The 21,670-nt window shown below is 51.1% G+C and carries 21 protein-coding genes; 12 read left to right on the top strand and 9 right to left on the bottom strand.

Annotation, left to right across the window (positions count from 1 at the left end; translation table 11 throughout):
- Window positions 1-260: 260 nt before the first annotated feature.
- Window positions 261-1,502 carry a conjugal transfer protein TraF gene (locus AB3G37_RS07665; protein WP_369790218.1) on the top strand — a complete coding sequence of 414 codons (1,242 nt, stop codon included), beginning with the start codon at window positions 261-263 and terminating at the stop codon, window positions 1,500-1,502.
- 51 nt (window positions 1,503-1,553) lie between these two features.
- On the opposite strand, the gene AB3G37_RS07670 is transcribed toward AB3G37_RS07665, so the two are convergent.
- Window positions 1,554-2,039, bottom strand: a complete 486-nt coding sequence (locus AB3G37_RS07670; protein WP_369790219.1) for a DUF4174 domain-containing protein — start codon at window positions 2,037-2,039, stop codon at window positions 1,554-1,556.
- 413 nt (window positions 2,040-2,452) lie between these two features.
- On the opposite strand from AB3G37_RS07670, the gene AB3G37_RS07675 reads away from it, so the two are divergent.
- From AB3G37_RS07675 to tmaR, 4 genes are all read left to right on the top strand, one after another.
- Window positions 2,453-3,859, top strand: coding sequence for a sodium:solute symporter family protein (locus tag AB3G37_RS07675; protein ID WP_009637322.1), 1,407 nt, complete (start codon window positions 2,453-2,455; stop codon window positions 3,857-3,859).
- Between the two features lie 89 nt (window positions 3,860-3,948).
- Entirely contained in the window at window positions 3,949-4,311 is a 363-nt protein-coding gene (locus AB3G37_RS07680; protein WP_009637321.1) for a hypothetical protein, read from the top strand.
- 276 nt (window positions 4,312-4,587) lie between these two features.
- Window positions 4,588-5,679 carry an FUSC family protein gene (locus AB3G37_RS07685; protein WP_037378510.1) on the top strand — a complete coding sequence of 364 codons (1,092 nt, stop codon included), beginning with the start codon at window positions 4,588-4,590 and terminating at the stop codon, window positions 5,677-5,679.
- A 64-nt stretch (window positions 5,680-5,743) separates the two neighbouring features.
- Window positions 5,744-6,091 (top strand): PTS system regulator TmaR, encoded by a 348-nt coding sequence (gene tmaR, locus AB3G37_RS07690; RefSeq protein ID WP_009637319.1) that lies wholly within the window; start codon window positions 5,744-5,746, stop codon window positions 6,089-6,091.
- A 71-nt stretch (window positions 6,092-6,162) separates the two neighbouring features.
- On the opposite strand, the gene AB3G37_RS07695 is transcribed toward tmaR, so the two are convergent.
- Both AB3G37_RS07695 and pxpB read right to left on the bottom strand, forming a co-directional pair.
- Window positions 6,163-7,176, bottom strand: a complete 1,014-nt coding sequence (locus tag AB3G37_RS07695) for a biotin-dependent carboxyltransferase family protein (RefSeq protein WP_369790220.1) — start codon at window positions 7,174-7,176, stop codon at window positions 6,163-6,165.
- The gene (pxpB, locus tag AB3G37_RS07700) at window positions 7,173-7,895 is read right to left on the bottom strand and encodes a 5-oxoprolinase subunit PxpB (protein ID WP_369790221.1); all 723 of its coding nucleotides are present in this window, start codon (window positions 7,893-7,895) and stop codon (window positions 7,173-7,175) included. The genes AB3G37_RS07695 and pxpB overlap by 4 nt, the downstream gene beginning before the upstream one ends.
- Before the next feature lie 272 nt (window positions 7,896-8,167).
- On the opposite strand from pxpB, the gene AB3G37_RS07705 reads away from it, so the two are divergent.
- Window positions 8,168-8,938 (top strand): LamB/YcsF family protein, encoded by a 771-nt coding sequence (locus AB3G37_RS07705; protein ID WP_369790222.1) that lies wholly within the window; start codon window positions 8,168-8,170, stop codon window positions 8,936-8,938.
- An 8-nt stretch (window positions 8,939-8,946) separates the two neighbouring features.
- Here AB3G37_RS07705 and AB3G37_RS07710 read toward each other — a convergent pair whose 3' ends face one another.
- Window positions 8,947-9,909: a hydroxyacid dehydrogenase gene (locus AB3G37_RS07710; RefSeq protein WP_369790223.1), complete on the bottom strand. Its 963-nt coding sequence runs from the start codon at window positions 9,907-9,909 to the stop codon at window positions 8,947-8,949.
- A gap of 131 nt (window positions 9,910-10,040) precedes the next feature.
- On the opposite strand from AB3G37_RS07710, the gene AB3G37_RS07715 reads away from it, so the two are divergent.
- The 6 genes from AB3G37_RS07715 (at window position 10,041) to AB3G37_RS07740 (ending at window position 14,821) form a co-directional block, all read left to right on the top strand.
- Window positions 10,041-10,694: a DUF1989 domain-containing protein gene (locus AB3G37_RS07715; protein ID WP_009637314.1), complete on the top strand. Its 654-nt coding sequence runs from the start codon at window positions 10,041-10,043 to the stop codon at window positions 10,692-10,694.
- Window positions 10,691-11,509 carry an amino acid ABC transporter ATP-binding protein gene (locus AB3G37_RS07720; protein WP_369790224.1) on the top strand — a complete coding sequence of 273 codons (819 nt, stop codon included), beginning with the start codon at window positions 10,691-10,693 and terminating at the stop codon, window positions 11,507-11,509. Before AB3G37_RS07715 ends, AB3G37_RS07720 begins: the two co-directional genes overlap by 4 nt.
- A complete protein-coding gene (locus tag AB3G37_RS07725; protein WP_009637312.1) occupies window positions 11,506-12,162 on the top strand; it encodes an amino acid ABC transporter permease in 657 nt (218 codons plus the stop codon). The genes AB3G37_RS07720 and AB3G37_RS07725 overlap by 4 nt, the downstream gene beginning before the upstream one ends.
- A 17-nt stretch (window positions 12,163-12,179) precedes the next feature.
- Window positions 12,180-13,130, top strand: coding sequence for an agmatinase (speB, locus tag AB3G37_RS07730; RefSeq protein WP_009637311.1), 951 nt, complete (start codon window positions 12,180-12,182; stop codon window positions 13,128-13,130).
- Window positions 13,131-13,211: 81 nt separating this feature from the next.
- Complete coding sequence (locus tag AB3G37_RS07735; protein WP_009637310.1) at window positions 13,212-14,015, top strand: transporter substrate-binding domain-containing protein; 804 nt, start codon at window positions 13,212-13,214, stop codon at window positions 14,013-14,015.
- Between the two features lie 134 nt (window positions 14,016-14,149).
- Window positions 14,150-14,821: a GntR family transcriptional regulator gene (locus AB3G37_RS07740; protein ID WP_369790225.1), complete on the top strand. Its 672-nt coding sequence runs from the start codon at window positions 14,150-14,152 to the stop codon at window positions 14,819-14,821.
- A 38-nt stretch (window positions 14,822-14,859) separates the two neighbouring features.
- Here the strand turns inward: AB3G37_RS07740 and AB3G37_RS07745 are convergent, their stop codons facing one another.
- The 5 genes from AB3G37_RS07745 to AB3G37_RS07765 form a co-directional block, all read right to left on the bottom strand.
- On the bottom strand, window positions 14,860-16,140 hold the full coding sequence (locus AB3G37_RS07745; protein ID WP_369790226.1) for a Zn-dependent hydrolase: 1,281 nt from the start codon (window positions 16,138-16,140) through the stop codon (window positions 14,860-14,862).
- The gene (locus tag AB3G37_RS07750; protein ID WP_369790227.1) at window positions 16,137-17,354 is read right to left on the bottom strand and encodes a pyridoxal phosphate-dependent aminotransferase; all 1,218 of its coding nucleotides are present in this window, start codon (window positions 17,352-17,354) and stop codon (window positions 16,137-16,139) included. The genes AB3G37_RS07745 and AB3G37_RS07750 overlap by 4 nt, the downstream gene beginning before the upstream one ends.
- Before the next feature lie 225 nt (window positions 17,355-17,579).
- Window positions 17,580-18,536, bottom strand: a complete 957-nt coding sequence (locus AB3G37_RS07755) for a D-2-hydroxyacid dehydrogenase family protein (protein WP_369790228.1) — start codon at window positions 18,534-18,536, stop codon at window positions 17,580-17,582.
- Window positions 18,537-18,785: 249 nt separating this feature from the next.
- Window positions 18,786-19,856: an ABC transporter ATP-binding protein gene (locus tag AB3G37_RS07760; protein WP_369790229.1), complete on the bottom strand. Its 1,071-nt coding sequence runs from the start codon at window positions 19,854-19,856 to the stop codon at window positions 18,786-18,788.
- Complete coding sequence (locus AB3G37_RS07765; RefSeq protein ID WP_009637304.1) at window positions 19,849-21,618, bottom strand: iron ABC transporter permease; 1,770 nt, start codon at window positions 21,616-21,618, stop codon at window positions 19,849-19,851. The genes AB3G37_RS07760 and AB3G37_RS07765 overlap by 8 nt, the downstream gene beginning before the upstream one ends.
- Between the last annotated feature and the right edge of the window lie 52 nt (window positions 21,619-21,670).

Here is a 21,670-nt window from a genome sequence, read left to right on the forward strand (position 1 = left end):
AATATCAAAAATGAGATTTGCAGCACTGAAATTTTACTAGTATTTTTAAAGTGGAGTAAAAATTTTCTTTTATTTGAAATAATTAAATAAGTCATTAAAGAGTTTTATCAGAGTTCAAATCGGTGCGGGCCTGAAAAGACCAATCAATATTATTCATTTCACAGCAATAAATTGTTGCCTTTGAATCAATTTTTCCGGCGGCTAAAACTTATCGCTCTTACCGGAGCTTTCTCTCTCTTTTTCGACAGGTCTAAGGCAAAATGGCAAAATTAACCAGTAATATGAAGAGATTTTCCCGTCCTGTAGTATTCCCTATCATACTTCTTTCTCCAATTAGTGCACTGGCTGCGGGTAATTATTACGATGCGCGTAATGATGCGATGGGGGGGACCGGAGTTGCATCTTCGACTTATGGTACGGCAGTATTGGCCAACCCGGCATTAATGACTAAAGCTAAACCCGATGATACGGCCAGCATTATTTTTCCAGCAGCCGGTTTACAAGTGACCGACAAAAATAAGTTGGTAAATAAGGTTGATGACTTGGGCGACAGTGTCGATAGCTATAAGGAGATGGTCAGCAATATTACCAGTTTTGCAGAATATCCAAAAATACAGGCGGCGGCCGGTGATGTAGCCGGTCAATTACGTGATATTAAGGGCAATCAGGCATCTGGCACCGCAGGTGCTGCTTTTGCAGTTACCATACCCAATGAAACACTGCCGTTTGCATTTGTGGCGAAGGCTTATGGTACGGGGTACGGTACTGCCGATATCACTCAGAGCGATATTGATTACCTTCAAGGCATTGCTGACGGTACGGTGATCCCTCTGCCCGGAGATCAAAATAAATTGACCTCCACTGCCTTGGCACGCGCGGCGATCGTTTATGATTACGGTGTTGCCGTTGCGCATGAGTTTAGCATTGCCGGACACGCAGTATCTTTCGGTATCACCCCTAAGCTGCAAGAAACCTATCTATACAACTACAACTCCTCAATTTATAGCTTCAACAAGTCTGACGTCCTTAGCCATCATGATCGAAGCACTGACACTGGCTTCAACATTGATGCCGGTGCGGCAACTGATATTGGCGACAATTGGACGCTGGGTGTTAGCGCGCAGAACCTTATATCGCGTAATATTAATACTAAAGAGGTCAACGGTGTCAAAGACGTTTATCAGATAAGCCCTGTCGTGACGCCCGGTATATCTTTTCATACTGAACGGCTGACGGCTGCGCTGGATGTTGACGTTACTCCAACCAAACGCTTCAAAACTGAGGATGAAAGTCAGTACGCTGGGGTAGGTGTCGAGTATTCCTTGCTAAGTTGGCTGCAGTTGCGGGCCGGTTATCGAGCCGATATGAAGTCGAACGACACCAATGTATACACCGCTGGTTTAGGCATTTCACCGTTTGATAGAGTGCATCTGGATCTTGCTGCCATGAAAGGCAATGATCGGACTTTAGGTGCAGTGGCTCAGTTAAACTTTACCTTCTAATACTTTTACGATATTCACGTGATACAGAAGCGGAATTTTACCGTTTCTGTATCACAGATTAGCTTTACGCATTGGCATTTTGTCGATGGTGGAGAGCAATATCTCTGAGCTTAATGGTTTTTGTTGCCGTAATTTAATCCCTCCATCTTTACCTACTAGCATAACTACAAATCCGTCAGGATTAAGTTGAGAGCGAAGATATCCCTTTGAAGCCGGAGAGGTATCACTCAGTACAATAATATCGCGTTCAACTAACTCGACTTTTGACTTTTCCAATATCGCCATCTGTTGAACATAATTAGCATCTGTCTTTGAAGGCGCAAAGATTAATACCGGGCGGTAATGCCATTGATACCGATCCAGGTTGGCGGTCTCAGGCGTCAAAGAGCGAAATATAGGGTTATCCGCTGCCTGAGAAGTGCTGCAAGTCAACAAAGATAAAGCGAGCATTAGCAAGCCTGAGGTCAGGGAAACGCTACTATTGCGGTTTCGAAAAAGACCGTGTGGCGTAGACAACAATGAATTGATGTGTAGCATTATTTTTAACCTTCTATATAAAATTTAGTGATTTAACAAATCCACGCTATTTTTAGTTCATTAATGAGTATGCATGAAAATCCAAAAAATTCACGTGCTCACAGATGATTGAAAAAAAACATTAACTGAGTCACATAAAAAATCATTATTTCTTTCCAATGATGTTTTGTTGTTTTTTTGTGAATTAAATAGCAATGCTTAAGGCATCCTCACAAGATTTTTCCTCAGAACTACTTTAAGAACAAGGCAAATGCACAATGCGTATCCTCGCTATAAGGCTAAGATATTAATTACAGCCTCAATGAGAATATCTCCGCTCTGGCTATGTATTTTGAGTACGGTGATAAATATTTTGATTCAGTGGCACCTATTCGACGACTTGAAATTTTAATGTTATTACTAAGGATTCGATAATGAATAACAGGACCGTCGTTATACTGCTCATTACCGCTATTTACTTCACAGCTGTAATAGGGATTGGATATTTAAACAAAAAATCTGCTTCTGGTGGTTCAAGCTTTACCAGTGGTGGTAAGCCATTTCCTTCGATTTTAATCGCGGCCCTGATAGTCTCAGAATATATCGGGACCTCAGTGAGTATAGGGACTGCTCAAACAGGATTTGAAATAGGAATATCAGCGGCGTGGAATCTTATAGCGTTGGGGTTCGGATTTTTATTGCTCGGTGTTTTTTTAGTCAAGAAATTTAGAGCAACAAAAAACTTAACTATCTCAGGCGTCCTTGACGGCTACTATGGCCGAAATATGCGTTATGCCTCATCAATTCTTACCATGATATCGTTGAGTATTGTGGCGATCGCTCTTTATGCCAGCGGTGGAGCCGTCCTGTCAAAAGTCGTGGGAATCGAAAAATGGCAGGCAATCTTAGCCTGCGGCGCGGTGGCAATCTTTTTTGTGATCATCGGTGGAATGAGGTCCGTGGTCTATTCAAATACGCTTAATGTGATTATAAAATTTATAGGTGTAATGGTAACACTCTGGTTTGCTTTAAAATTTGTAGGTGGGATTGAGGGGCTCAAAAAATCATTAGCTCCAGGCATGTTCGATTTTACCGCTGTCGGATGGGGCCAGATCGGGGCATGGATGTTTAGTGGTATCGGGTCTATATTTGCCACTCAGTATGTTATTCAAGGCATAGCAATTACCAAATCGGATAAAGACGCCAGAAAATCCTGTAGCTACACATTTATTCTCATGGTGCCTTTTGGATTAATGGTGGCGTTAATTGGGATGTGCAGCGCCGTTCTTTATCCAGCCGGAAAATCAATCGATGCATTCCCGAGCATAATTGCCAATATGCCAGCATTTGCGACCAGTATTGTGTTTATCGGCTTGGCAGGTGCACTGTTTGGTGGAATATCCGCTGCGATTATGTCGAACGCTACCTTATTATTGAATGACTTTTATATTCCCTTTTTCAATAAGGAGAATGATGAGAAAAAATCTTTAATCTGCGTGCGACTGGCAACGGCATTTTTTGGTTTGCTTCCTCTAATACTGGCCCTTCACGCTGATAAGATTCTTAAAATTGCTTTTTTAGGAAAATCTCTGCGCGCATCGCTGGCGATATTTATATTATTGGCTTTTTACGCTCCCAAGTTTGGAACTCATAAAGGTGCGTTTTACGGCATTATCCTGTCGGTGATATTGACTATTAGTTGGTACCTGCTGGGTAACCCCTACGGGATCGACAGCTCGTACGTTGCGTTTGTCACCCCGCTATTTTCTATGTTATTGAGTCACCTAATGAAAGGGAACCATTATTTGAATCATAGAAAATGCCATGATGAATTAAATTAGAAGATGACTGTTTTAAAAGGTTGCAGGGGGCTTTTCCGCGACACTCGGCGAATGTTATCCTTTGATATATCACTTTTATCGGGGGCATTATGCCAATTAAGCCATTACTATCGCTAATTTTGCTGCTTTCCTTGCCAGTAGTCGCCTCTGCGACACAAACCTTCACCTGCGTTGTTACTCATAGTACTGAAGACAGTAACGGCAATGTTCATTCAGAGCAGGTCAGTAAAAATGCAGTTTTAGTCGATAACGGCAACACCTTTAGTGCTTCTCCAGAAGACAAAGGTCAAAAGATCAGTCCGACACTCAAAACCTCGACAACGCCAGATGGTGGGCAGATTTTTACGGCCAAGACACTTGATGGAATGATGTTTGCAAAAATTGACGGTAGTTATGTCATCAGAAATGCCAAAGAAGGGTATGTCTATTCAGACTGCAAACCATCAAATTAAGAGTTGATTCAACTCGGCCAAAATCATAAACCCGCGATAGCGGGTATATGAACGCCTTCTCAATATTTTCACATTCTGTACTTGTATTATTAGCATCTTATTCAAAATGGTAACTTATCGATCATTGCAATGACAATCTTTTGATTAATCAGATTTTTTATATTTTTTATGTCTAAAAAGCTTTGGTTTATTTGATAAAAGCGAGGTGATCGGCTGTGGTAAGTCGGATAACATATAAGAATACTATTATCCGGGTTGAATCAGGCGGTACCGGTTGTGCGTTTAGACAAGAAAATATCTTCGCTAGATAATCTCATTTACAGCAACTATCGCGTTACGCACGGGCTGCGAATGGGGCTGGCGTTTGTTCTCACCTTTATGTTTGTTCGTTTGACTCATCTTCCCGAGGCAACTTGGCCGTTGATCACGTTGGTGGTGGTGATGGGGCCGATTTCTTTTTGGGGAAACGTTGTGCAACGCGTTTCCGAAAGGATTATTGGCACCATTGGCGGGTCTATCGCCGGAATGATCGCGCTATGGCTTGAGCTTTATTCCTTGCCTGTCATGCTGGCCTGGTGTGGGTTAACGGTGTTTGCCAGCGGTTATCTGGCCTTGGGTCGACGCGCCTACGCCGGACTGTTGCTCGGCGTTACGCTGGCGGTAATCATTGGTGCCGGTCCGGGTGATATGGAAACTGCGCTATGGCGAAGTGGCGACGTGTTGATTGGTTCATTACTGGCACTGCTGTTTTCCAGTATTTACCCGCAGCGGGCATTTATTCACTGGCGCATGCAGATGTCGGATTACCTGATGTCGCTGAACAAGCTGCACAGTGCCTGGCTGTCGCCAAATATGCTCGAGCGACCGAGATTGCAGAATAAGCTTAAACTGGCAATGTCGCAGATGATAAAAATGCGCGCACTGCACGCGGCTTCCAGTAAAGAGTCACATATTCCGCGTGAAGTTTTCGACGCGACCCAAACGCTGTGCCGCAATCTGCTTTGTACTCTCGAACTGTTGGCCGATGCCTACTGGAGTTCGCGAGAAAGCCATTTCATCATGCTCAATGCCCGCACACTGCGCCATACTCAGCGATCGATTCTGGATTGCCTGGAAAAACTCAGCCTTTTAATGCGCAATGGTTCTATTGGCGACGAGCTGAAAATCAGCAATCAATTGGCGGAATCTGCCCAAGAGTTGCAGGAGTTGATGCAGTCCATGAATCGTGGCAAGAACAATGAAGCGCAAATTTATGGTTATGTTTGGCTCAGCATGCAAGTTACCGATCAGCTTAAATCTTTAGGTGATCTGATCACGCTAGCGATGGATAAGCAAGAGCCGGTTATGGTCGCGCACTCCGAATCCTGATAGTCTGTTCGCTATTGCGGGCAGCGAGTAAATGAATCTGTGTAACTTAATCGAAGGTGTAAAAATGGATAATACTATTAAGCCAAGTTTCCAGGATGTTCTGGAGTTTGTACGAATTTTCCGTCGTAAAAACAAACTTCAGCGTGAAATAGTCGATAACGAAAAAAAAATCCGCGATAACCAGAAACGTGTATTACTGCTCGATAACCTGAGCGATTATATCAAGCAGGGAATGAGCATTGATGACGTACAGGGTATTATTGCCAACATGCGTGGCGACTACGAAGATCGCGTCGATGACTACATCATCAAAAACGCTGACCTGTCCAAAGAGCGTCGTGAGATGTCGAAAACGCTGAAAGCGATGGGCGAAATCAAAGCTAACGAGACCAAAGCCAGCGAAATTAAATAATCCCACGTTTTGCCGCCCAAGCTCTCCCCTCAGGCAGGGGAGAGATTAATGCCTACCTTTATCCCATTCTTTTAAGCCGGCTGAGCGTTTCGTCGCACTTTGTTGAGCCAGTTATCAAGCTGCGTCTGTCGGCCAGCCCATAACGATTCCGCTTTCTCGACGCTGACAGTCTCGAAACGGATCATATCGCCGGGTTTGGCCTGACCGAGACGAGCCAGATCGGCGCGGATCACGGTGGCGATTTTGGGATAGCCCCCGGTAGTTTGCCGATCGTTCATGGCAATAATCGGCTCGCCGCTGCCAGGAATCTGAATACTGCCGCGTGAAATACCGTCGGAAACAATGTTGAAACCCTTGGTGTGGGAGATTGGATTACCATTCAACCGGTAACCCATGCGGTCGCTTTGTTCGCTGACTCGATAAGCGGTACTCAAAAACTGGCTTATCGCGGTCTGATCAAAGTGATCGTCCTGTGGTCCCAGGATCACTCGGATCGGGCGTCGTTCGCGCTGTGGCATCAGCCGTTGCTCGGGAACGCCGCGTGCTTTGTTCGTAAAATGAGCGCCGTGTGGAGTGGGCATCCAATGACTTTTTTTCACTCGATGCAGTGAAGGATTAAGCGGCAACCAGTCGCCTTTTTGCAGCTGCCTGCCGCTAAATCCGCCCAAACCCGCGCGCATCAGCGTAGAAACACTGCCCATTACTGGCTTGACTTTGAAGCCTCCGGCGACCGCCAGATAACCTCGCGCGCCGCTGAGCGTGCGGGCAATGCGTAAAGTGTGGCCCGGCAATAACGTTAGCCGATGGTAAGGCTCGGCCTCGACGCCGTCGATGGTCAGCGCCATATCGCCGGTGACTGCAAAAATGCAAGGTTCGCTGCCGGTCAGGCGTAATGTGGCGCCCGTCAGGGTAAATTCCAGCGCACCGGTATCAGCCTGATTACCCACCAGCGCGTTGGCAATGGCAAAACTCATTTCATCCATCGCGCCCGACGGCGGCACTCCGTAGTCTTCAAAACCAAATCTTCCGGCATCTTGCAGGGTGGTGAACAGGCCGGGAGATAACACTTCAAAACCGTCGATCATTGCCAACTCCACTCGGGTAAAAAGTCGGCCTTGGCCGCTAAATCGTGATATTCCGCTTCGCCAATCGGGGTGAATTTTACTCGATCCCCAGCGCTGAACAAAAAAGGCTGGCCGCGTTCGGGCGCAAAGCTGCGCACCGGTGTGCGGCCTATCAGATGCCAGCCGCTGGGAGCTTCCACCGATCCGACGGCAGTTTGCATACCGCCAATGCTGATGCTGCCTGCCGGAACTTTCAGTCGGGGAGACTCACGGCGCGAGGTATGCAGCTGTGGGTCGAGGCCGCCGAGGTAGGCAAAACCCGGCATAAACCCAATCATATAAACACGATACGAGGCCGCGATGTGGCGATCTATCACTTCTTGCTCGCGTAATCCATGGCTCTGCGCCAACCATGCCAGATCAACCCCCTGATCACCGCCATAATTGACGGGAATGGTCCAGATTTTCACTCGTTCAGCACCGGCATCTGGCTGTGAAAGCAGCTCGGTCAAGGTTTCAACCAGTTTAGCCTGTCGGGTTTGAGTCGAGTCATAGCCCACGGTCAGCGCGCGATAGGTTGGCACCAACGAGGTTACGCCGGGCACTGCTGCCTTGCGCACGCGTGCGGCCAGGGCGGTCACTCGACTGTTGATCGCTTCATCAATTACTTCACCGAAATCGACGTAAACTGCCTGATCGGCAATCGGCAGGATCCGCCACGGGGCAGAATTTTCAGTCACTGATATTTCCTCTGGAAAAAAAATCGCATTCCCGCGCAGGGAGTTCAACGTGAAGAACGACGATAAAAAAACAGTTCATTGCTTTTAATTTAAAGATGCTTTTAACTTAAACAAATATCGGAATACTTTTGGCATACCACTGGTGTGCTGTCAATACGCCGTGAACATCTGGCAGTGGTTTTGCATTAACCAATGCAAGCGCGTGCTTATTCCAATGACCTACAACAGCACGCAAAAACAGTGCCAATCATTTACTCATCGGGAGAAAGAAGATGTTGATCGATCTGAACAGCGACATGGGCGAGAGTTTTGGAGACTGGAAAATGGGCGAAGACGAGGAGATGCTCAGCATTGTGACCTCGGCAAATATTGCCTGCGGCTTTCACGCCGGCGATCCGGATGTGATGTTCAATACGCTGACTGCCGCCAAAGCCAACGGTGTCGGGGCGGGGGCGCATCCAAGTTTTCTCGATATTCAAGGGTTTGGCCGTCGTCAGATCCTTGGGGAAACGCCCGCACAAATTCAACGACAGATTATTTATCAAATTGGTGCATTAAAGGCGTTGGCTGAAAGCATGGGCTTCCCGCTACAGCATGTAAAAACTCACGGCGCGATGGGCAATATGGCGGCGGAAGATCCTGAGCTGGCGATGGCGGTGGCGCGAGCTATCCAACTGGTTGATGCAGATTTGATTATGGTCGTGATGCCTGGCATGGAGACAGAAAAAGCCGCCGAAAAACTGGGGCTAAGAATGGTACGCGAGATTTATGCCGATCGCGCCTATACGGAAACTGGCACGCTGGTATCACGCAAGCTGCCGGGCGCAGTGATCCACGACGCGCAGCAGGCCGCCACGCGGGTCATGCAGATGCTGGAGAGTGGGGCGATCCTCACTCTGGACGGTAAAAAACTGCCGACCCGCATCGACAGTATTTGTGTGCACGGTGATACTCCGGGAGCCGTTGCAATGGCGCGCCAGCTGCGCTCGCTGCTGGAAAGCAATGGCCTGACCCTGGCACCGATGGCGCAAGTCATTGGCTGACAGTAGGCTCAACGACGGCGCAGCTCCCAAATTTGTGGGTTAATCATCGAAGGCGGGCAGCGGTCGTTTAAAACCTCAAGCACGCCGGTTACCGCCGCGCTCGCCATGCGTATCAACGCCTGCTCGGCCGAGGCGGCGGCGTGCGGGGTCAGCACCACGTTTGGCAGTTGGGTCAGCGGGCTGGAGGCGGGCAAAGGTTCAACGGCAAATACGTCGAGTCCAGCTCCGGCGATTTCCCCCTGCTGCAATGCGGCAATCAGCGCGACTTCATCCACCAGCGCACCTCGGCTGGTGTTAATCAGGTACGCCGATGGTTTCATTATTTTCAGCTGCTCTGCGCCAATCAGATGCTGTGTCTCAGGCAGCGAAGGCGCATGTAAAGAAACGATGTCACTGCTGGTCAGCAGACTCTCCAGACTTGACGCTTTTTCAAGCCCCAAATCAGCGAGTTCTTCGGCGCTGCGGCGGGTTAACACCTGCACGCGCATGCCCATCGCCTGGGTCATTTGCGCGGTCATTTGGCCGATAGCGCCATAGCCGACTATGCCGAGCGTGGCGCCAGACAGTTCACGTAACCCCCCCTTGAAACGGAATGAAAACTCACCCCGACGCACAGCCTGATCCGATTCGGGAAGGCGTTTGGTTAAAGCAAACATCAGTCCCAGCGCGTGCTCTGCTACCGACCGGTTATTGGCTCCCGGCGTGTTAAATACCGCAACACCTAATTCATTGGCACCTTCCAAATCGATACCGTCGATGCCGACACCGTGTACGGCGATTGCGCGCAAAGCAGGCAACTGCACCATTCTGGTGCGCGGAAATTGACCACTGCGATAGATAGCCGCGACGACCTGATCCACTGGCGCATTGGCACAAGCTTCTTCGCCAACCAGCGGCTCAATGCCGTTATCCCTGAGTTGTTGTAAGCCGCTTTGGTGGATTGGCTGCGGGATCAGACAAAATTTGTTCATTTTTTCACTCTTTTTTTAGTGGATAAAGTGCGCTTGGCATTTTAATTGCATTTCTTGTGTATACCAAAGGAATTCCAATTAGGAATGCCAAGAAAATAGCAGCAGTTTTTTTGTATAGCGAGAGGAATTGTATGACCGCCAAAAACGACTCATCTCTGTCTGACTTTGTATTGGATGCAACGCGCGGGACCGCTGTAGCATTACAGAAAGGTCAGGTGCTGAGTATTACCAATCTCCAGGGAAATCAAGTTGTTGACGCTTGGGCTGTGATGCAGTCTGACCCTTTTGAGTACTCCTCCATGGAGCACACTCGTTCAATTAACAGCAATCTTTTTTATCAGTTGGGCATGCCGGTAGTGAGTATTTACCGCCGCGCGATGTTTACTCTGGTCGGCGATACCACCCCCGGCCGTCACGATACTTTGCTGTGCCCGTGCAATGCAGCCATTTATCGCGAGCTGGGCTGTAGTGAGTATCACCGCAGCTGTACCGATAACTTCCATGAAGCGCTGGCAGAAAAGGCAATCAAACTGCCGTTTACCCCCGCCTCGTTGAATCTTTTTATGAATGTGCCGATTACCGAAGCCGGTGAACTAGACCGCGTACCCCCGCGTTCTGTTGCGGGCGACGTATTACAACTGCGCGCCGAAGCGGATATCTATGTCGTGCTGTCAGCCTGCCCGCAGGACATCACCCCGATTAATGGCGCATCTCGTCAGCCGGCAGATATTGGTTTGAGCGTCTCATACGACAATGCGAAAAGCGTGCCGGAGGAGGCCAAATGAGCGAAGTATCTACCCCTTTATTAACGGTTAAAGAGCTGAACAAGAGCTACGGCGATCTACACGTGCTGAAAAATGTTGCGCTCGACGTGCATAAAGGCGAAGTGGTGTCGATTATCGGCGCCAGTGGTTCTGGTAAAAGTACCTTCCTGCGCTGCCTTAACGTGATGGAAATGCCGCAAAGCGGTTTTATGAATTTCGACGAGTTCGCGTTTGATTTTCGCGACGGCGCGCGCGCCCAGCCAACGGACGATCAGCTGCGACTGCTGCGCGCCCGCATCGGCATGGTGTTCCAAAGCTATAACCTGTGGCCGCACATGACGGTGCTGGAAAACGTTATCGAAGCACCTCTGCGGGTAAAAAAAATGCCGCGCAAACAGGCGATTGAACTGGCCGAAAGCCTGCTTAGCCGCGTTGGGCTGTACGAAAAACGTTTTCAGTATCCGGCGAAACTTTCCGGCGGACAGCAGCAGCGCGTGGCGATTGCCCGCGCGTTGGCAATGCAGCCACAGCTGATGTTGTTTGATGAAGTGACTTCGGCGCTGGACCCGGAACTGGTAGGGGAAGTGCTGTCGCTAATGGCTTCGCTGGCCGATGATGGCATGACCATGCTGCTGGTGACTCATGAGATTGCTTTCGCCCGCGATGTTTCTTCTCGCGTGGTGTTTTTCGATCAGGGTGTGATGGCCGAAGACGGTCCGCCCAATCAGGTGCTACACAATCCGGAAAGCCCGCGTTTACGTCAGTTCTTAAGCCGTATTTTGCATGAAGATGTTTCACATATTACTAATAAAGGTAAGCAGGGGATCCAGCCATGAACCAACTTTGGGACGACATCAACACCTATGGCATGGGATTCCTCGAGGCTTCGTGGACCGTTTTGCTCATCACCATTTGCACCATCGTACTGAGCTGGGTATTCGGCTTTATGGCGGTAAGCGCCAAGACCTCGAAGGTCAAACTGTTTCGCGGCATGGGCCGTTTTTACATCTGGTTTATTCGCGGTACGCCGGCGCTGATTCAGGTGTTCGTGGTGTATTTCGGTTTCCCGCAAATTGGCATTCACCTGTCGCCGTTTGTGGCGGGCGTGCTGGCGCTGGCCATGAACAGCGGGGCCTATGTGGCCGAAATTATCCGCTCCGGCCTGAAAGCTATTCCGCGCAGCCAGGTGGAATCAGCCTCGGCGCTAGGCATGAGCAAGGGCGAGATCATGCGCCGTATCGTGCTGCCGCAGGTGTTTCGTATCGTGCTGCCTCCGCTGACCAACGAGGCGATTTCGACGCTGAAAAACACTTCGCTGCTGTCAACCATCACCGTGGTTGATATCACGCTGTATGCCCAGACCATTATTTCCGCGACGTTCCGCCCGTTCCAGTTCTACATCGCCGCGGCGCTGATTTATCTGGTGCTGACCACGCTGTTGACCGAGCTTTCTGACTGGCTCGAACGTCGTCAGGCCCGCTTTAGCTGATTATTACGAGGTTTTAAATGAGCGTTTTACCCACTGATTCACTGGAAACTCCACGTTTTTGCGGCGTGCCAACCTTTATGCGCCTGCCGATGGCCACCGATCTCAGCCAGCTCGATGCGGCGATTATTGGTCTGCCATCCGATTCGGGTGCGCCGTTTCGTACCGGCGCACGCTTTGGGCCAAATGCGGTCAGGGCGATGTCGATTATGCTGCGCCCAATCAACCCATACCGTAATGATATCAACGTATTCGACACTTTGCGCTGTGCCGATGCCGGTGATGCGGCGGTCGTTCCGGGCTATGAAGAAGAGTGTCTGGAACGTATCGAGCAGGCGGTTTATGCCCTTTCAAGCGCTGGCGTCGTGCCGTGCGGTATTGGCGGTGATCACTCGATTACTCTGGCCGAGCTGCGCGCGGTGGCCAAAGTTCACGGACCCGTTGCCCTGGTGCAATTCGATTCGCACAGCGATACCTGGGACAAATACTTTGCCGATAAACGTTACAGCGCAGGCACGCCTTTCCGTCGTGCGGTTGAGGAAAACATTGTCGACCCTTCGCATTCTATTCAGGTCGGGCTGCGCGGCTCGTTGTTCCGTACCTCAGATATCACTCAGTCGATAGACCTGGGTTACGAAGTGTTTACCACCGATCAGATGTTTGACTTGGGTATAAAAGAGATGGCGCAGCGCATCGCCGAACGCACTGCCGGTCGCCCAACATTTATTACCTTCGATATGGATTTCGTCGATCCTGCATTCGCGCCGGGTGTGCAAACTCCCGAGGCGGGTGGGCCAAGTTCGCGCGAAGCCTTGCAGCTGCTGCGCGCATTGAAGGGCATCAACATGGTGGGCTGTGACGTAACTGAAATCAGCCCGATGTACGACGGACCAGGGCAAATTACCTCTTTGCTCGGTGCGACGGTAATGGCCGAGCTGTTGGCGTTACTGGCCAGTGAACGCGCGGCATAAGCGCGGTTTTTAACGTGAGTTTTGAAGACGCTTTATCGACACACAGGGTTTATTTTCTCCAACTTACTTGAGAGTGACATCATGAAAATTAAGCATTTTCTAAGCATTGCCACCGTTCTCGCTGCGATGACCACGCCTTTCTTCGCTTCTGCAGCTGATACCGCGGGTCAGCTCGAGCTATTAACTCCGGGCAAACTTTCTGTAGCCACTGAAGGTACCGATCCCCCGTTCAGCATGCGCAGCGCCAATGGTCAGCTCGATGGCCTTGAGATCCGCGTAATGAAAGAAGTGGCGCGCCGTCTGCATCTTGAATACACCCCGGTTATCACCAAGTGGGACTCGATTCTGGTCGGTTTGCAGGCCAATCAGTTTGATATGAGCAGCGCCGCGATGGATATCACCCCCGCGCGTCAGAAAGCAATCGTGTTTTCGGATGGTTGGATTGAATCGGGCGGTCGTATCATTATTCCTCTGAAATCTGACATCAAATCGGCTAAAGATCTGAAAGGTAAACGCATTGGTGCACAAGTTTCTTCAACCTATGCCCAGTTGGCGGTGGATCACGGCGCAACGTTGAAAAATTATATCGACGTGACTGCGGCGGTTCAGGACCTGGCGAACGGTAACATCGATGGGGTCATCAATGACTCGATTGGTAACGCCTATCTGATTAAAGACATGCACCTGCCACTGACGCAAACACCTGACTACGTTAGCGTTATTCAGAAAGGTTTCGCCTTCAAAAAAGGAAAACCAAATCTGGTGGCGGCAGTGAACAAGGCGCTGGCGGATATGAAGGCCGATGGCACTTATGCTAAACTCGTGACCCCAATCGTGGGCTTCGATCCGGCACCGAAAGATCCGGTACGCACGTTACCTCAGTAAACTGTGTCATCACCCATGGCGTGACACAGTCTGGTTCAGCGCTCTGGTGACAGGGCGCAAACGGGCGTGAATTAACGTAGGGCAGGCACCCGTGTCTGCCTTTTTTATCAGTCTTGTTAATGTGAAATAACACCATGGACTCCATCAAAAGTACGTCTGATTTGATTGGTGAGCGCGAGCAGAATCTCAGCAGTAAAGCCTATGAAGTGCTGCTGAATATGCTGATTAACCGGGAACTGCCGGTCAACACTGTGCTGCAGGAAAGACGGCTGGCCGAGCTGCTGAATATTTCACGTACGCCGGTACGCGATGCTCTTAACCGATTAGAAAATGAAGGGTTTATTATTCGCACCGGCGGCCGTACGCCAGTGGTTAAAGAGTTTTCAATTCGCGAGCTGGTAGAAACGTTACACGTTCGGCGCACGCTGGAGTCGGAAGCCGCCAGTCTGGCAGCCGGTCGTGTTCCGCTGGCTGAGCTAGATGCTGTCGAGGCAGGAATTCGCAAACTGCTGGCCGACGAAACGCCGAGTCCGCAAGAGGATTGGGAGGTCGATAGCCGCCTGCATACCGCCGTGGCACAGTACAGCGGTAATCTGTTGCTCATGCAATATATTGAAAGTCTGCGCCTTAAAACGCGGATGTTTAACCTTCGTCAGGTGCCTGAGCGTTTTGTTAGCGGTCATCATGAGCATCTGGAAATTATCGCCGCCTTGCGCAGCGGTGATGGAGAAGCAGCCCGCGCCGCAGCGGCAAAACATATCGACAACGTGCGTGAAAGTATCGTTCGTCGATTGAGTCAGCTGTAATCGGTTGTTTTGAAGAACGGCGGCAAGTGATCCGGCATTCATTGCCCGCCACCGGCGCTGCGAATTTTTAGCGCTTCGCCAAGTACGCGCGTGGCGGCGGCAAAATCGTCTAGATCCATGCTTTCGTGCGGATTGTGACTGCCGTTGGCGTTACGGACAAACAGCATCGCGCTCGGCACGCCCTGTGCAGCGAACAGCGCGGCATCATGTCCAGCGCCGCTTTGCAGCGACATGGCTGGAATATTTTGCTCGTCGGCTGCGCTTTGCAGCAGGGAGAGCAATGCTTCATCCATCACGCCCGGCGCGCTGCGCGTTTGTGCGCCGAGAGTAAAAGTCACGCCGTGACAGGCGGCAATGGTGGTTATGCGGTGTGAAAGACGTTGGTCGATCAGTTCCAGCGTTTCCAGGCTGCGCGAACGGAAATCGACACAGAATTTCACTTCACCGCTGACTTTGCTAAAGTCAGCCTGTAATGCATCGGTTGCCAGCTGTCCGTTAGTGACGGTGAGCTGGTGGCCTTGTGCTTCTAATTCAATCCAGTCCTGATAAAGCCCGGTGACCAATTCTGCAGCCGCCAGCACGGCGTCTTGCCGATGCAGGCGCGGCGTAGCGCCCGAATGAGCATAATGCCCGCTGACGCTGGCCTGACGATAGCGCAGGCTACCGCAAATACCGCTGACGATTCCTAACGGTTGTCCTGCATTTTCAAGGATCGGGCCTTGTTCAATGTGCAATTCGATAAAACAGTTTACATTTGCGGCCGAGAGATGCGGCGCGCCTGAAATCAAACCTTTGCAGTCACCGCCCAATGCGGCGAGATGTTGTTTCAGCGTTTGCTGGTTATCGAAACGCCTTACCTCAAGCGAATCGTCATTCAACAGGCCAAAGGCTGCTTTACTGCCTAAATACGAAAGCGGAAACCAGGCACTTTCTTCGGCGCGAACGGCCATGACTGTGACACTGATTTCTGGTTGATAGCCCGCCTTGACCCATCCTGCCAAAACCGCAATGCCCGCCAATACACCCGCAGCGCCGTCATAGTTGCCGCCGCGCGGCACTGAATCGAGGTGCGAACCGGTGATCACCTGCGGGGCAAAAGTATTACGGCCCGGCAGGGTCATATAAAGGTTAAGGGCAGCATCGCGGCTGACTTGCAATCCTAGAGCTTCGGCGGTCTGCGTCAGCAGATCGTGCGCCCGCTGCTCGCCTGCGCCGTAGGTGTCGCGAGTTATGCCGACGCCATCAAAGCTCATCTTCTGTAATTGGTCGAATAAATCAGCGGCCAGTTGCAGATCGGGTTCGACAAGTTCGAGGATCAAACCAGCTCCCCACAGGCTTTAACCATTAATTCACAGGCGCGATCCACGTCTTCATCAGCAATGCTGTAAGCCAGGCGAAAATACGGCGCCATGCCAAAAGCGGTGCCGGGAACTACGGCTACGCCGGCTTGTTCAAGGAAATATTCTGCGACGTCGAGGTCACTGCCCAGCGTTTTGCCTGCGGGCGTGGTTTTCCCGAGCAGCTTTTCACAGCCGACAAACAGGTAGAAGGCCGAAGGCGGGGTTTCGACCCAAAGATCCGGCGACTCGCGGAGGATAGCCAGAGCGCTGTCGCGACGAGTGCGCAGACGATCGCACCATTCGGCCAGTAAATTCTGTGGGCCTTCCAAAGCAGCAATCGCTGCCGCTTGAGCGATGGCGTTCGGGCAAGAGGTGCTTTGAGATTGCAGCATTGCGAGTGCGCTGATTAACCACTCGGGGCCACCGGCAAAGCCAAGACGCCAGCCGGTCATGGCATAGGTTTTGGACACGCCGTTGATGGTCAGTGTGCGGTCAGCCATGGCTGGAACCGCGGTCCCGAAGGAAACAAACTGGCCTTCATAAACAATGTGTTCGTAAATGTCATCGGACATCACCAGCACGCGCGGGAAATCTGCCAGTACGGCGGCCAACGCCTGTAATTCTTCAGCCGAATACAGCGCGCCGCTGGGATTGCCCGGCGAGTTAAGCAATAGCCAACGAGTATTTGGGGTCAACGCTGCCGCAAGACTGGCTGGGGTGAGTTTAAAGCCTTCGTCGGCGGCTGGAACTACCGCAACGGGTTCTGCACCGGTCAGGCGAATCATATCTGGATAAGACACCCAATAAGGCGCGTTGAGGATAACCTCATCACCTGCGTCCAACGTCGCTAAAAAGGCGTTGAAGATGATCTGTTTCGCACCGGTGCTGGCAATAATTTGTTTGGCAGAATAGTCGAGCTGATTATCACGTTTAAACTTTTTGATAATTGCAGCTTTAAGCTCTGCGGTGCCACCGACATCGGTATAACGGGTCTGACCGGCCTGCATTGCAACAACGGCGCCGTCCTGAATATGTTGTGGGGTATCAAAATCCAGCTCACCGGAGCTCATGTTGATGATATCGCGACCTTCTGCGGCCAGACGGCGCGCCAGCTGGGAAATAACCAGTGTCACAGAAGGGGTAACCGAGGCCAGTCGGGAAGCCAGTTTTCGTTCAGGATGCGCAGAATTCATCAGAGTCTCATGGGTTAGCGATTAACTGCTTGTACAGTAATTTTTACCCACAAAAAGTGTGATGAAAAGCGAATAAAATTTGTATCGAGCTCAAAAAATTTTGATGAATGGGGAGAGGGAACGAGTAACTGTTATCTCCGCCCTAAACATTCTGTTTTTCTGCCCGGCCCGCGCGCGCACTCGATTTACTGAATGGGTTACGGGCAACCGGCGTCTGCAAATAAATTAAAGCTCCCGCACCGGCTGGCCGGCGATAAACGCCTGAATATCTTCAATCGCTTCATTAAAGTAAATACCGTAATTGTCGTCGGTTACATAGCCCAAATGCGGTGTCGCCAATACGTTGGGCAGATGGCGATAAGGATGATTATCCGGCAGCGGCTCGTGATCAAACACGTCCAGACCAGCCCCCGCAATCTGCCGATGGTTTAGCGCCTCGACTAACGCGGCCTGATCCACCAGCCCCGAACGTGAAGTATTGATCAAGAAAGCTGTGGATTTCATCGCCGCCAGATCCTGTGCGGAGATAATGCCGCGACTGCGATCGCTGAGCACCAGATGCAGCGATACAAAATCACTGTTGTTCAAAAGTGCCTGTTTTGACTCAGCCAACTCGACGTTAAATTCTGCCGCGCGCTCGGCGGTGAGATTCTGGCTCCACGCGGTAACCTTCATCCCAAAAGCCTGAGCAATCAACGCCATGCGCTGACCAATTTTCCCCAGCCCGATCAGACCGAGTGTTTTTCCCTTTAGCCCAATTCCCAGCGTGCTCTGCCACGGGCCACTGTTGCGAATTGAGCGATTTTCGACAGTAAGATGCCGCGCCAGACCAAGAATCAGCGCCCAAGTCAGCTCAACTGGCGCATCTGAACCGCTGCCGGTGCCGCACACCGTCACGCCTTGCGCCTTCGCCGCTGGCAAATCCACCGCAGCATTACGCATTCCCGAAGTCACCAGCAATTTTAGCTTTGGCAGGCGGCTCAGCAATGCTGCGGTGATTGGCGTGCGTTCGCGCATAATCACTAAAATATCTGCGTCGACCAGCAACTCGACCAGGCGATCTTGCTGCAAAATTGGATTATGAAGCGCGGTGATTTCCACTGCTGGCTTTAGAATCGACCAGCCGGCCTGGGTCAGGGCGACATTTTGATAATCATCGAGAATAATGCAGCGCAAAGTCATAACCATTTCCCTGAATTTGAGACGAAGGTGGGATGGAGTAAATTCTATTGAAAGTTATAGCAGTGCTTTGAAATAGAAGAAAGAAGACACAGCTCAACAAGTTGTCACATTGTATGACAATGTGATCTGGCGCTGGGTTTAAGCCTAAATGTTCTTGAAGTGCTTTAACGTTATCTTATCGTGATGAAGGGCTGAACAGACATGTTAAGGCATATTAAGCTAGCAAAATGCTTATTATGCCTTTGTTTTTTAAGCTTTCGGGAACACCCACACGTCCTTGGCGGGAAACGACAGGCGGCAAAGCGCGGCATTTCTGACATCGTTTCCATAGGCGCGGATCACAAAATCATCAGCCTGAGTGCGGAACAGATACTCCCAGCGATCGCCGAGATACATGCTGGTAAGCAAGGCTAGCTCGAGCTGATTTTCTTCTGGTTCGTCAGCTATTTTCACGCGTTCGACGCGGATCACCGCCGTGCCTTCTGATCCGGCCTGTACACCTTGGCCTGCCTGCCCCCAAAGTACCCAGTCTTTGCCTTCAATTCGCGCCCGACCGTCTCTGACTTCGGTCACCTTGCCATGCAGCCGATTGTTGCTGCCCATAAACTCGGCGGTAAATAGTGTGGCAGGGGAGCCATACATTTCCTGCGGCGTGCCTTGTTGCTCAATTTTTCCGTTATTAAGCAGCAGGATGCGGTCGGAAATGGCCATTGCCTCGTTTTGATCGTGAGTTACCATCAGCGCCGACAGACCCAGCTTGATAATCAGTTCGCGCAGAAAAACACGCGCCTCTTCACGAAGCTTGGCATCGAGGTTGGATAACGGTTCGTCCAACAGGATAACTGGCGGGTTATAAACCAGCGCACGACCAATTGCCACGCGCTGTTGCTGGCCACCAGAAAGCTGATGCGGATGGCGATTACCCAGATGCCCCAGCCCCAGTTGGTCGAGCACGTCTTGCACTCGCTGCTTTGTTTCTGAGGAAGAGGTTTTACGCAATTTAAGCGGATAGGCGACATTTTCGAACACCGTTTTATGCGGCCATAAAGCATAGGATTGAAACACCAGACCGAGATTGCGCTCCTCGGCAGGAATTTCCGAACGCGAGGTGCCGTCATAAACGGTATTCTTGCCGATCACTATTTTACCCTGCGTGGGCTTTTCCAACCCGGCGACCGCTCGTAGCAGGGTGGTTTTTCCGCTGCCGGAAGGCCCCAGCAGGGAAACGACCTCGCCGCGCCTGAGATTCATCGACACCCCTTTTAGCACCGGGTTGTCGCCATAGGTTAAGTGCAAGTTATCTACCGTTAGTTCAATCATGTAATTTGACTCCAAAGCGCAGGGCAATCCCCAGACCGACCACCACCAGAAGAATGTTGATAAACGACAGCGCAGCGACGATATCTATCGCGCCCGCCGCCCACAGCGAAACCAGCATCGAGCCGATGGTTTCTGTTCCCGGCGACAGCAGATATACCCCGGTGGAATATTCTCTTTCGAAAATCAGGAACATCAACAGCCATGAGCCGATCAGGCCGTAGCGGGAGAGGGGAATAGTCACATGGCGGGTAATCTGGCCGCGAGACGCACCGGTGCTGCGTGCCGCCTCTTCCAGCTCAGGAGCGACTTGCAGCAGGGTTGAAGAGATAAGTCGCAGGCCGTAGGCCATCCATACCACGGTATAGGCCAGCCAAACGCTAAAAATAGTGCTGCGTAGTGACCTTAGCCAAACGATGAAGTGCTCACGCAGCCAGTCGGCCATCGGCAGTGCAGAAAGCAGTCCATCCTTGAGCGAACGATCGAGCCACATTGGCAGAAACAGAAATACCCATAAAAAGGCCAGACCGGCCAATAAGCCCGGCACGGCACGAGGAACCAGCACGCTATAGTCAAGGAAACGCGTTGCGCTGTCGGGTTTGCGGTGCATCGCGATGCCGATGAACAGATAGCACACCACCGCCAGCGCGCCGCCGATCACCCCTATCGCCATCGAGTTGACAATCGCTCTGAGCAGATTCGGTTGCTGCCAGATTGTGCGGAAAGTGTTGAGCGACATTTCGTCCCAAATCGAGACGCCTACGCCCCAGTTGGAGATAAACGCCCGCAGCACTACGCCGACTAAAGGCACACCAATAGTCACGGTTAGCCACAGAACCACCACCGCGCCAGCCACCCAGCGCCACTTGCCCAACGGTAAAGCACGGGCCTGAGAGGCTTTACCTTTCATGGTTACGAAACGATTGGCGGTGCGCATCAGGCGGCGTTGCAGCATCACCAGTGGGATAGTGATACAGATAAGCACCACCGCTACTGCGGCCATCAGGTGATACGAAGGGGTGCCGAGTTTGTTGGTCAGCTGATAAAGGTAGGTCGCAAGCACCAGGTTGCCTTCGGGATCGCCCAATACCAGCATCAGCCCGAACACCTCTAGCCCAAGAAAGAACAGCAGTACACAGGCGTAGAGTATCGACGGGCGCACCATTGGCAGGCTGACTGCCGTCATTACCTGAAGTGGGGAAGCGCCCGCGATCCTTGCTGCTTCTTCAACGTCAGAACCCACGCTGCGCAAGGCTGAGGAAATATAAAGATAAGCGTGCGGCACGTGAGTCAAACCGGCGATCACCACGATGCTCGACATGGAGTAGATATTCCACGGCACAAACCCGAACAACGACTCGGCCCACAGCGAGAAAAAGCCGACGGGTCCGGCAGCCACCACGTAACCGAATCCTAATACCATCGGCGAGACGAAAATCGGGACCAGAATGAGCGGTTCAATAAAACGACGTCCCGGAAGGTCGGTTCTGACCATTAAAAAGGCCAGGATCCCGCCCAGTGGGATGGCAATAACCACCAATCCAAAGGCCAGAATAAATCCGCTTTTTAATGCCTTATAGAAATCTGGATCGGTAAAGATAAAGCCGAACGACTCCAGGCTAAACTCTTTCGAAGGTGAGAAAAAAGGCGCAGAAAGGAAACTCTGTACCACGATAAACGCCAGCGGTACATAGATTGCCAGCGCTGTGATCACCACCACCAGGCCGCGCGGCAGGCTTTGCCACTTCCGGGAAAAACGAGTCATACTCAACCCTTCGCTCTTGACGCCGCAGCATCTTTGCCTACTCTTACTAACC

This window comes from Rouxiella sp. WC2420, assembly GCF_041200025.1.
GTDB lineage: Bacteria > Pseudomonadota > Gammaproteobacteria > Enterobacterales > Enterobacteriaceae > Rouxiella.

Excerpts from the sequence above, each read along its gene's own strand:
- AB3G37_RS07665 (WP_369790218.1), top strand. The coding sequence starts at position 261 with ATGGCAAAATTAACCAGTAATATGAAGAGATTTTCCCGTCCTGTAGTA.
- AB3G37_RS07670 (WP_369790219.1), bottom strand. The coding sequence starts at position 2,039 with ATGCTACACATCAATTCATTGTTGTCTACGCCACACGGTCTTTTTCGA.
- AB3G37_RS07675 (WP_009637322.1), top strand. The coding sequence starts at position 2,453 with ATGAATAACAGGACCGTCGTTATACTGCTCATTACCGCTATTTACTTC.
- AB3G37_RS07680 (WP_009637321.1), top strand. The coding sequence starts at position 3,949 with ATGCCAATTAAGCCATTACTATCGCTAATTTTGCTGCTTTCCTTGCCA.
- tmaR (WP_009637319.1), top strand. The coding sequence starts at position 5,744 with ATGGATAATACTATTAAGCCAAGTTTCCAGGATGTTCTGGAGTTTGTA.
- AB3G37_RS07695 (WP_369790220.1), bottom strand. The coding sequence starts at position 7,176 with ATGATCGACGGTTTTGAAGTGTTATCTCCCGGCCTGTTCACCACCCTG.
- AB3G37_RS07705 (WP_369790222.1), top strand. The coding sequence starts at position 8,168 with ATGTTGATCGATCTGAACAGCGACATGGGCGAGAGTTTTGGAGACTGG.
- AB3G37_RS07710 (WP_369790223.1), bottom strand. The coding sequence starts at position 9,909 with ATGAACAAATTTTGTCTGATCCCGCAGCCAATCCACCAAAGCGGCTTA.
- AB3G37_RS07715 (WP_009637314.1), top strand. The coding sequence starts at position 10,041 with ATGACCGCCAAAAACGACTCATCTCTGTCTGACTTTGTATTGGATGCA.
- AB3G37_RS07720 (WP_369790224.1), top strand. The coding sequence starts at position 10,691 with ATGAGCGAAGTATCTACCCCTTTATTAACGGTTAAAGAGCTGAACAAG.
- AB3G37_RS07725 (WP_009637312.1), top strand. The coding sequence starts at position 11,506 with ATGAACCAACTTTGGGACGACATCAACACCTATGGCATGGGATTCCTC.
- speB (WP_009637311.1), top strand. The coding sequence starts at position 12,180 with ATGAGCGTTTTACCCACTGATTCACTGGAAACTCCACGTTTTTGCGGC.
- AB3G37_RS07735 (WP_009637310.1), top strand. The coding sequence starts at position 13,212 with ATGAAAATTAAGCATTTTCTAAGCATTGCCACCGTTCTCGCTGCGATG.
- AB3G37_RS07740 (WP_369790225.1), top strand. The coding sequence starts at position 14,150 with ATGGACTCCATCAAAAGTACGTCTGATTTGATTGGTGAGCGCGAGCAG.
- AB3G37_RS07750 (WP_369790227.1), bottom strand. The coding sequence starts at position 17,354 with ATGAATTCTGCGCATCCTGAACGAAAACTGGCTTCCCGACTGGCCTCG.
- AB3G37_RS07755 (WP_369790228.1), bottom strand. The coding sequence starts at position 18,536 with ATGACTTTGCGCTGCATTATTCTCGATGATTATCAAAATGTCGCCCTG.
- AB3G37_RS07760 (WP_369790229.1), bottom strand. The coding sequence starts at position 19,856 with ATGATTGAACTAACGGTAGATAACTTGCACTTAACCTATGGCGACAAC.
- AB3G37_RS07765 (WP_009637304.1), bottom strand. The coding sequence starts at position 21,618 with ATGACTCGTTTTTCCCGGAAGTGGCAAAGCCTGCCGCGCGGCCTGGTG.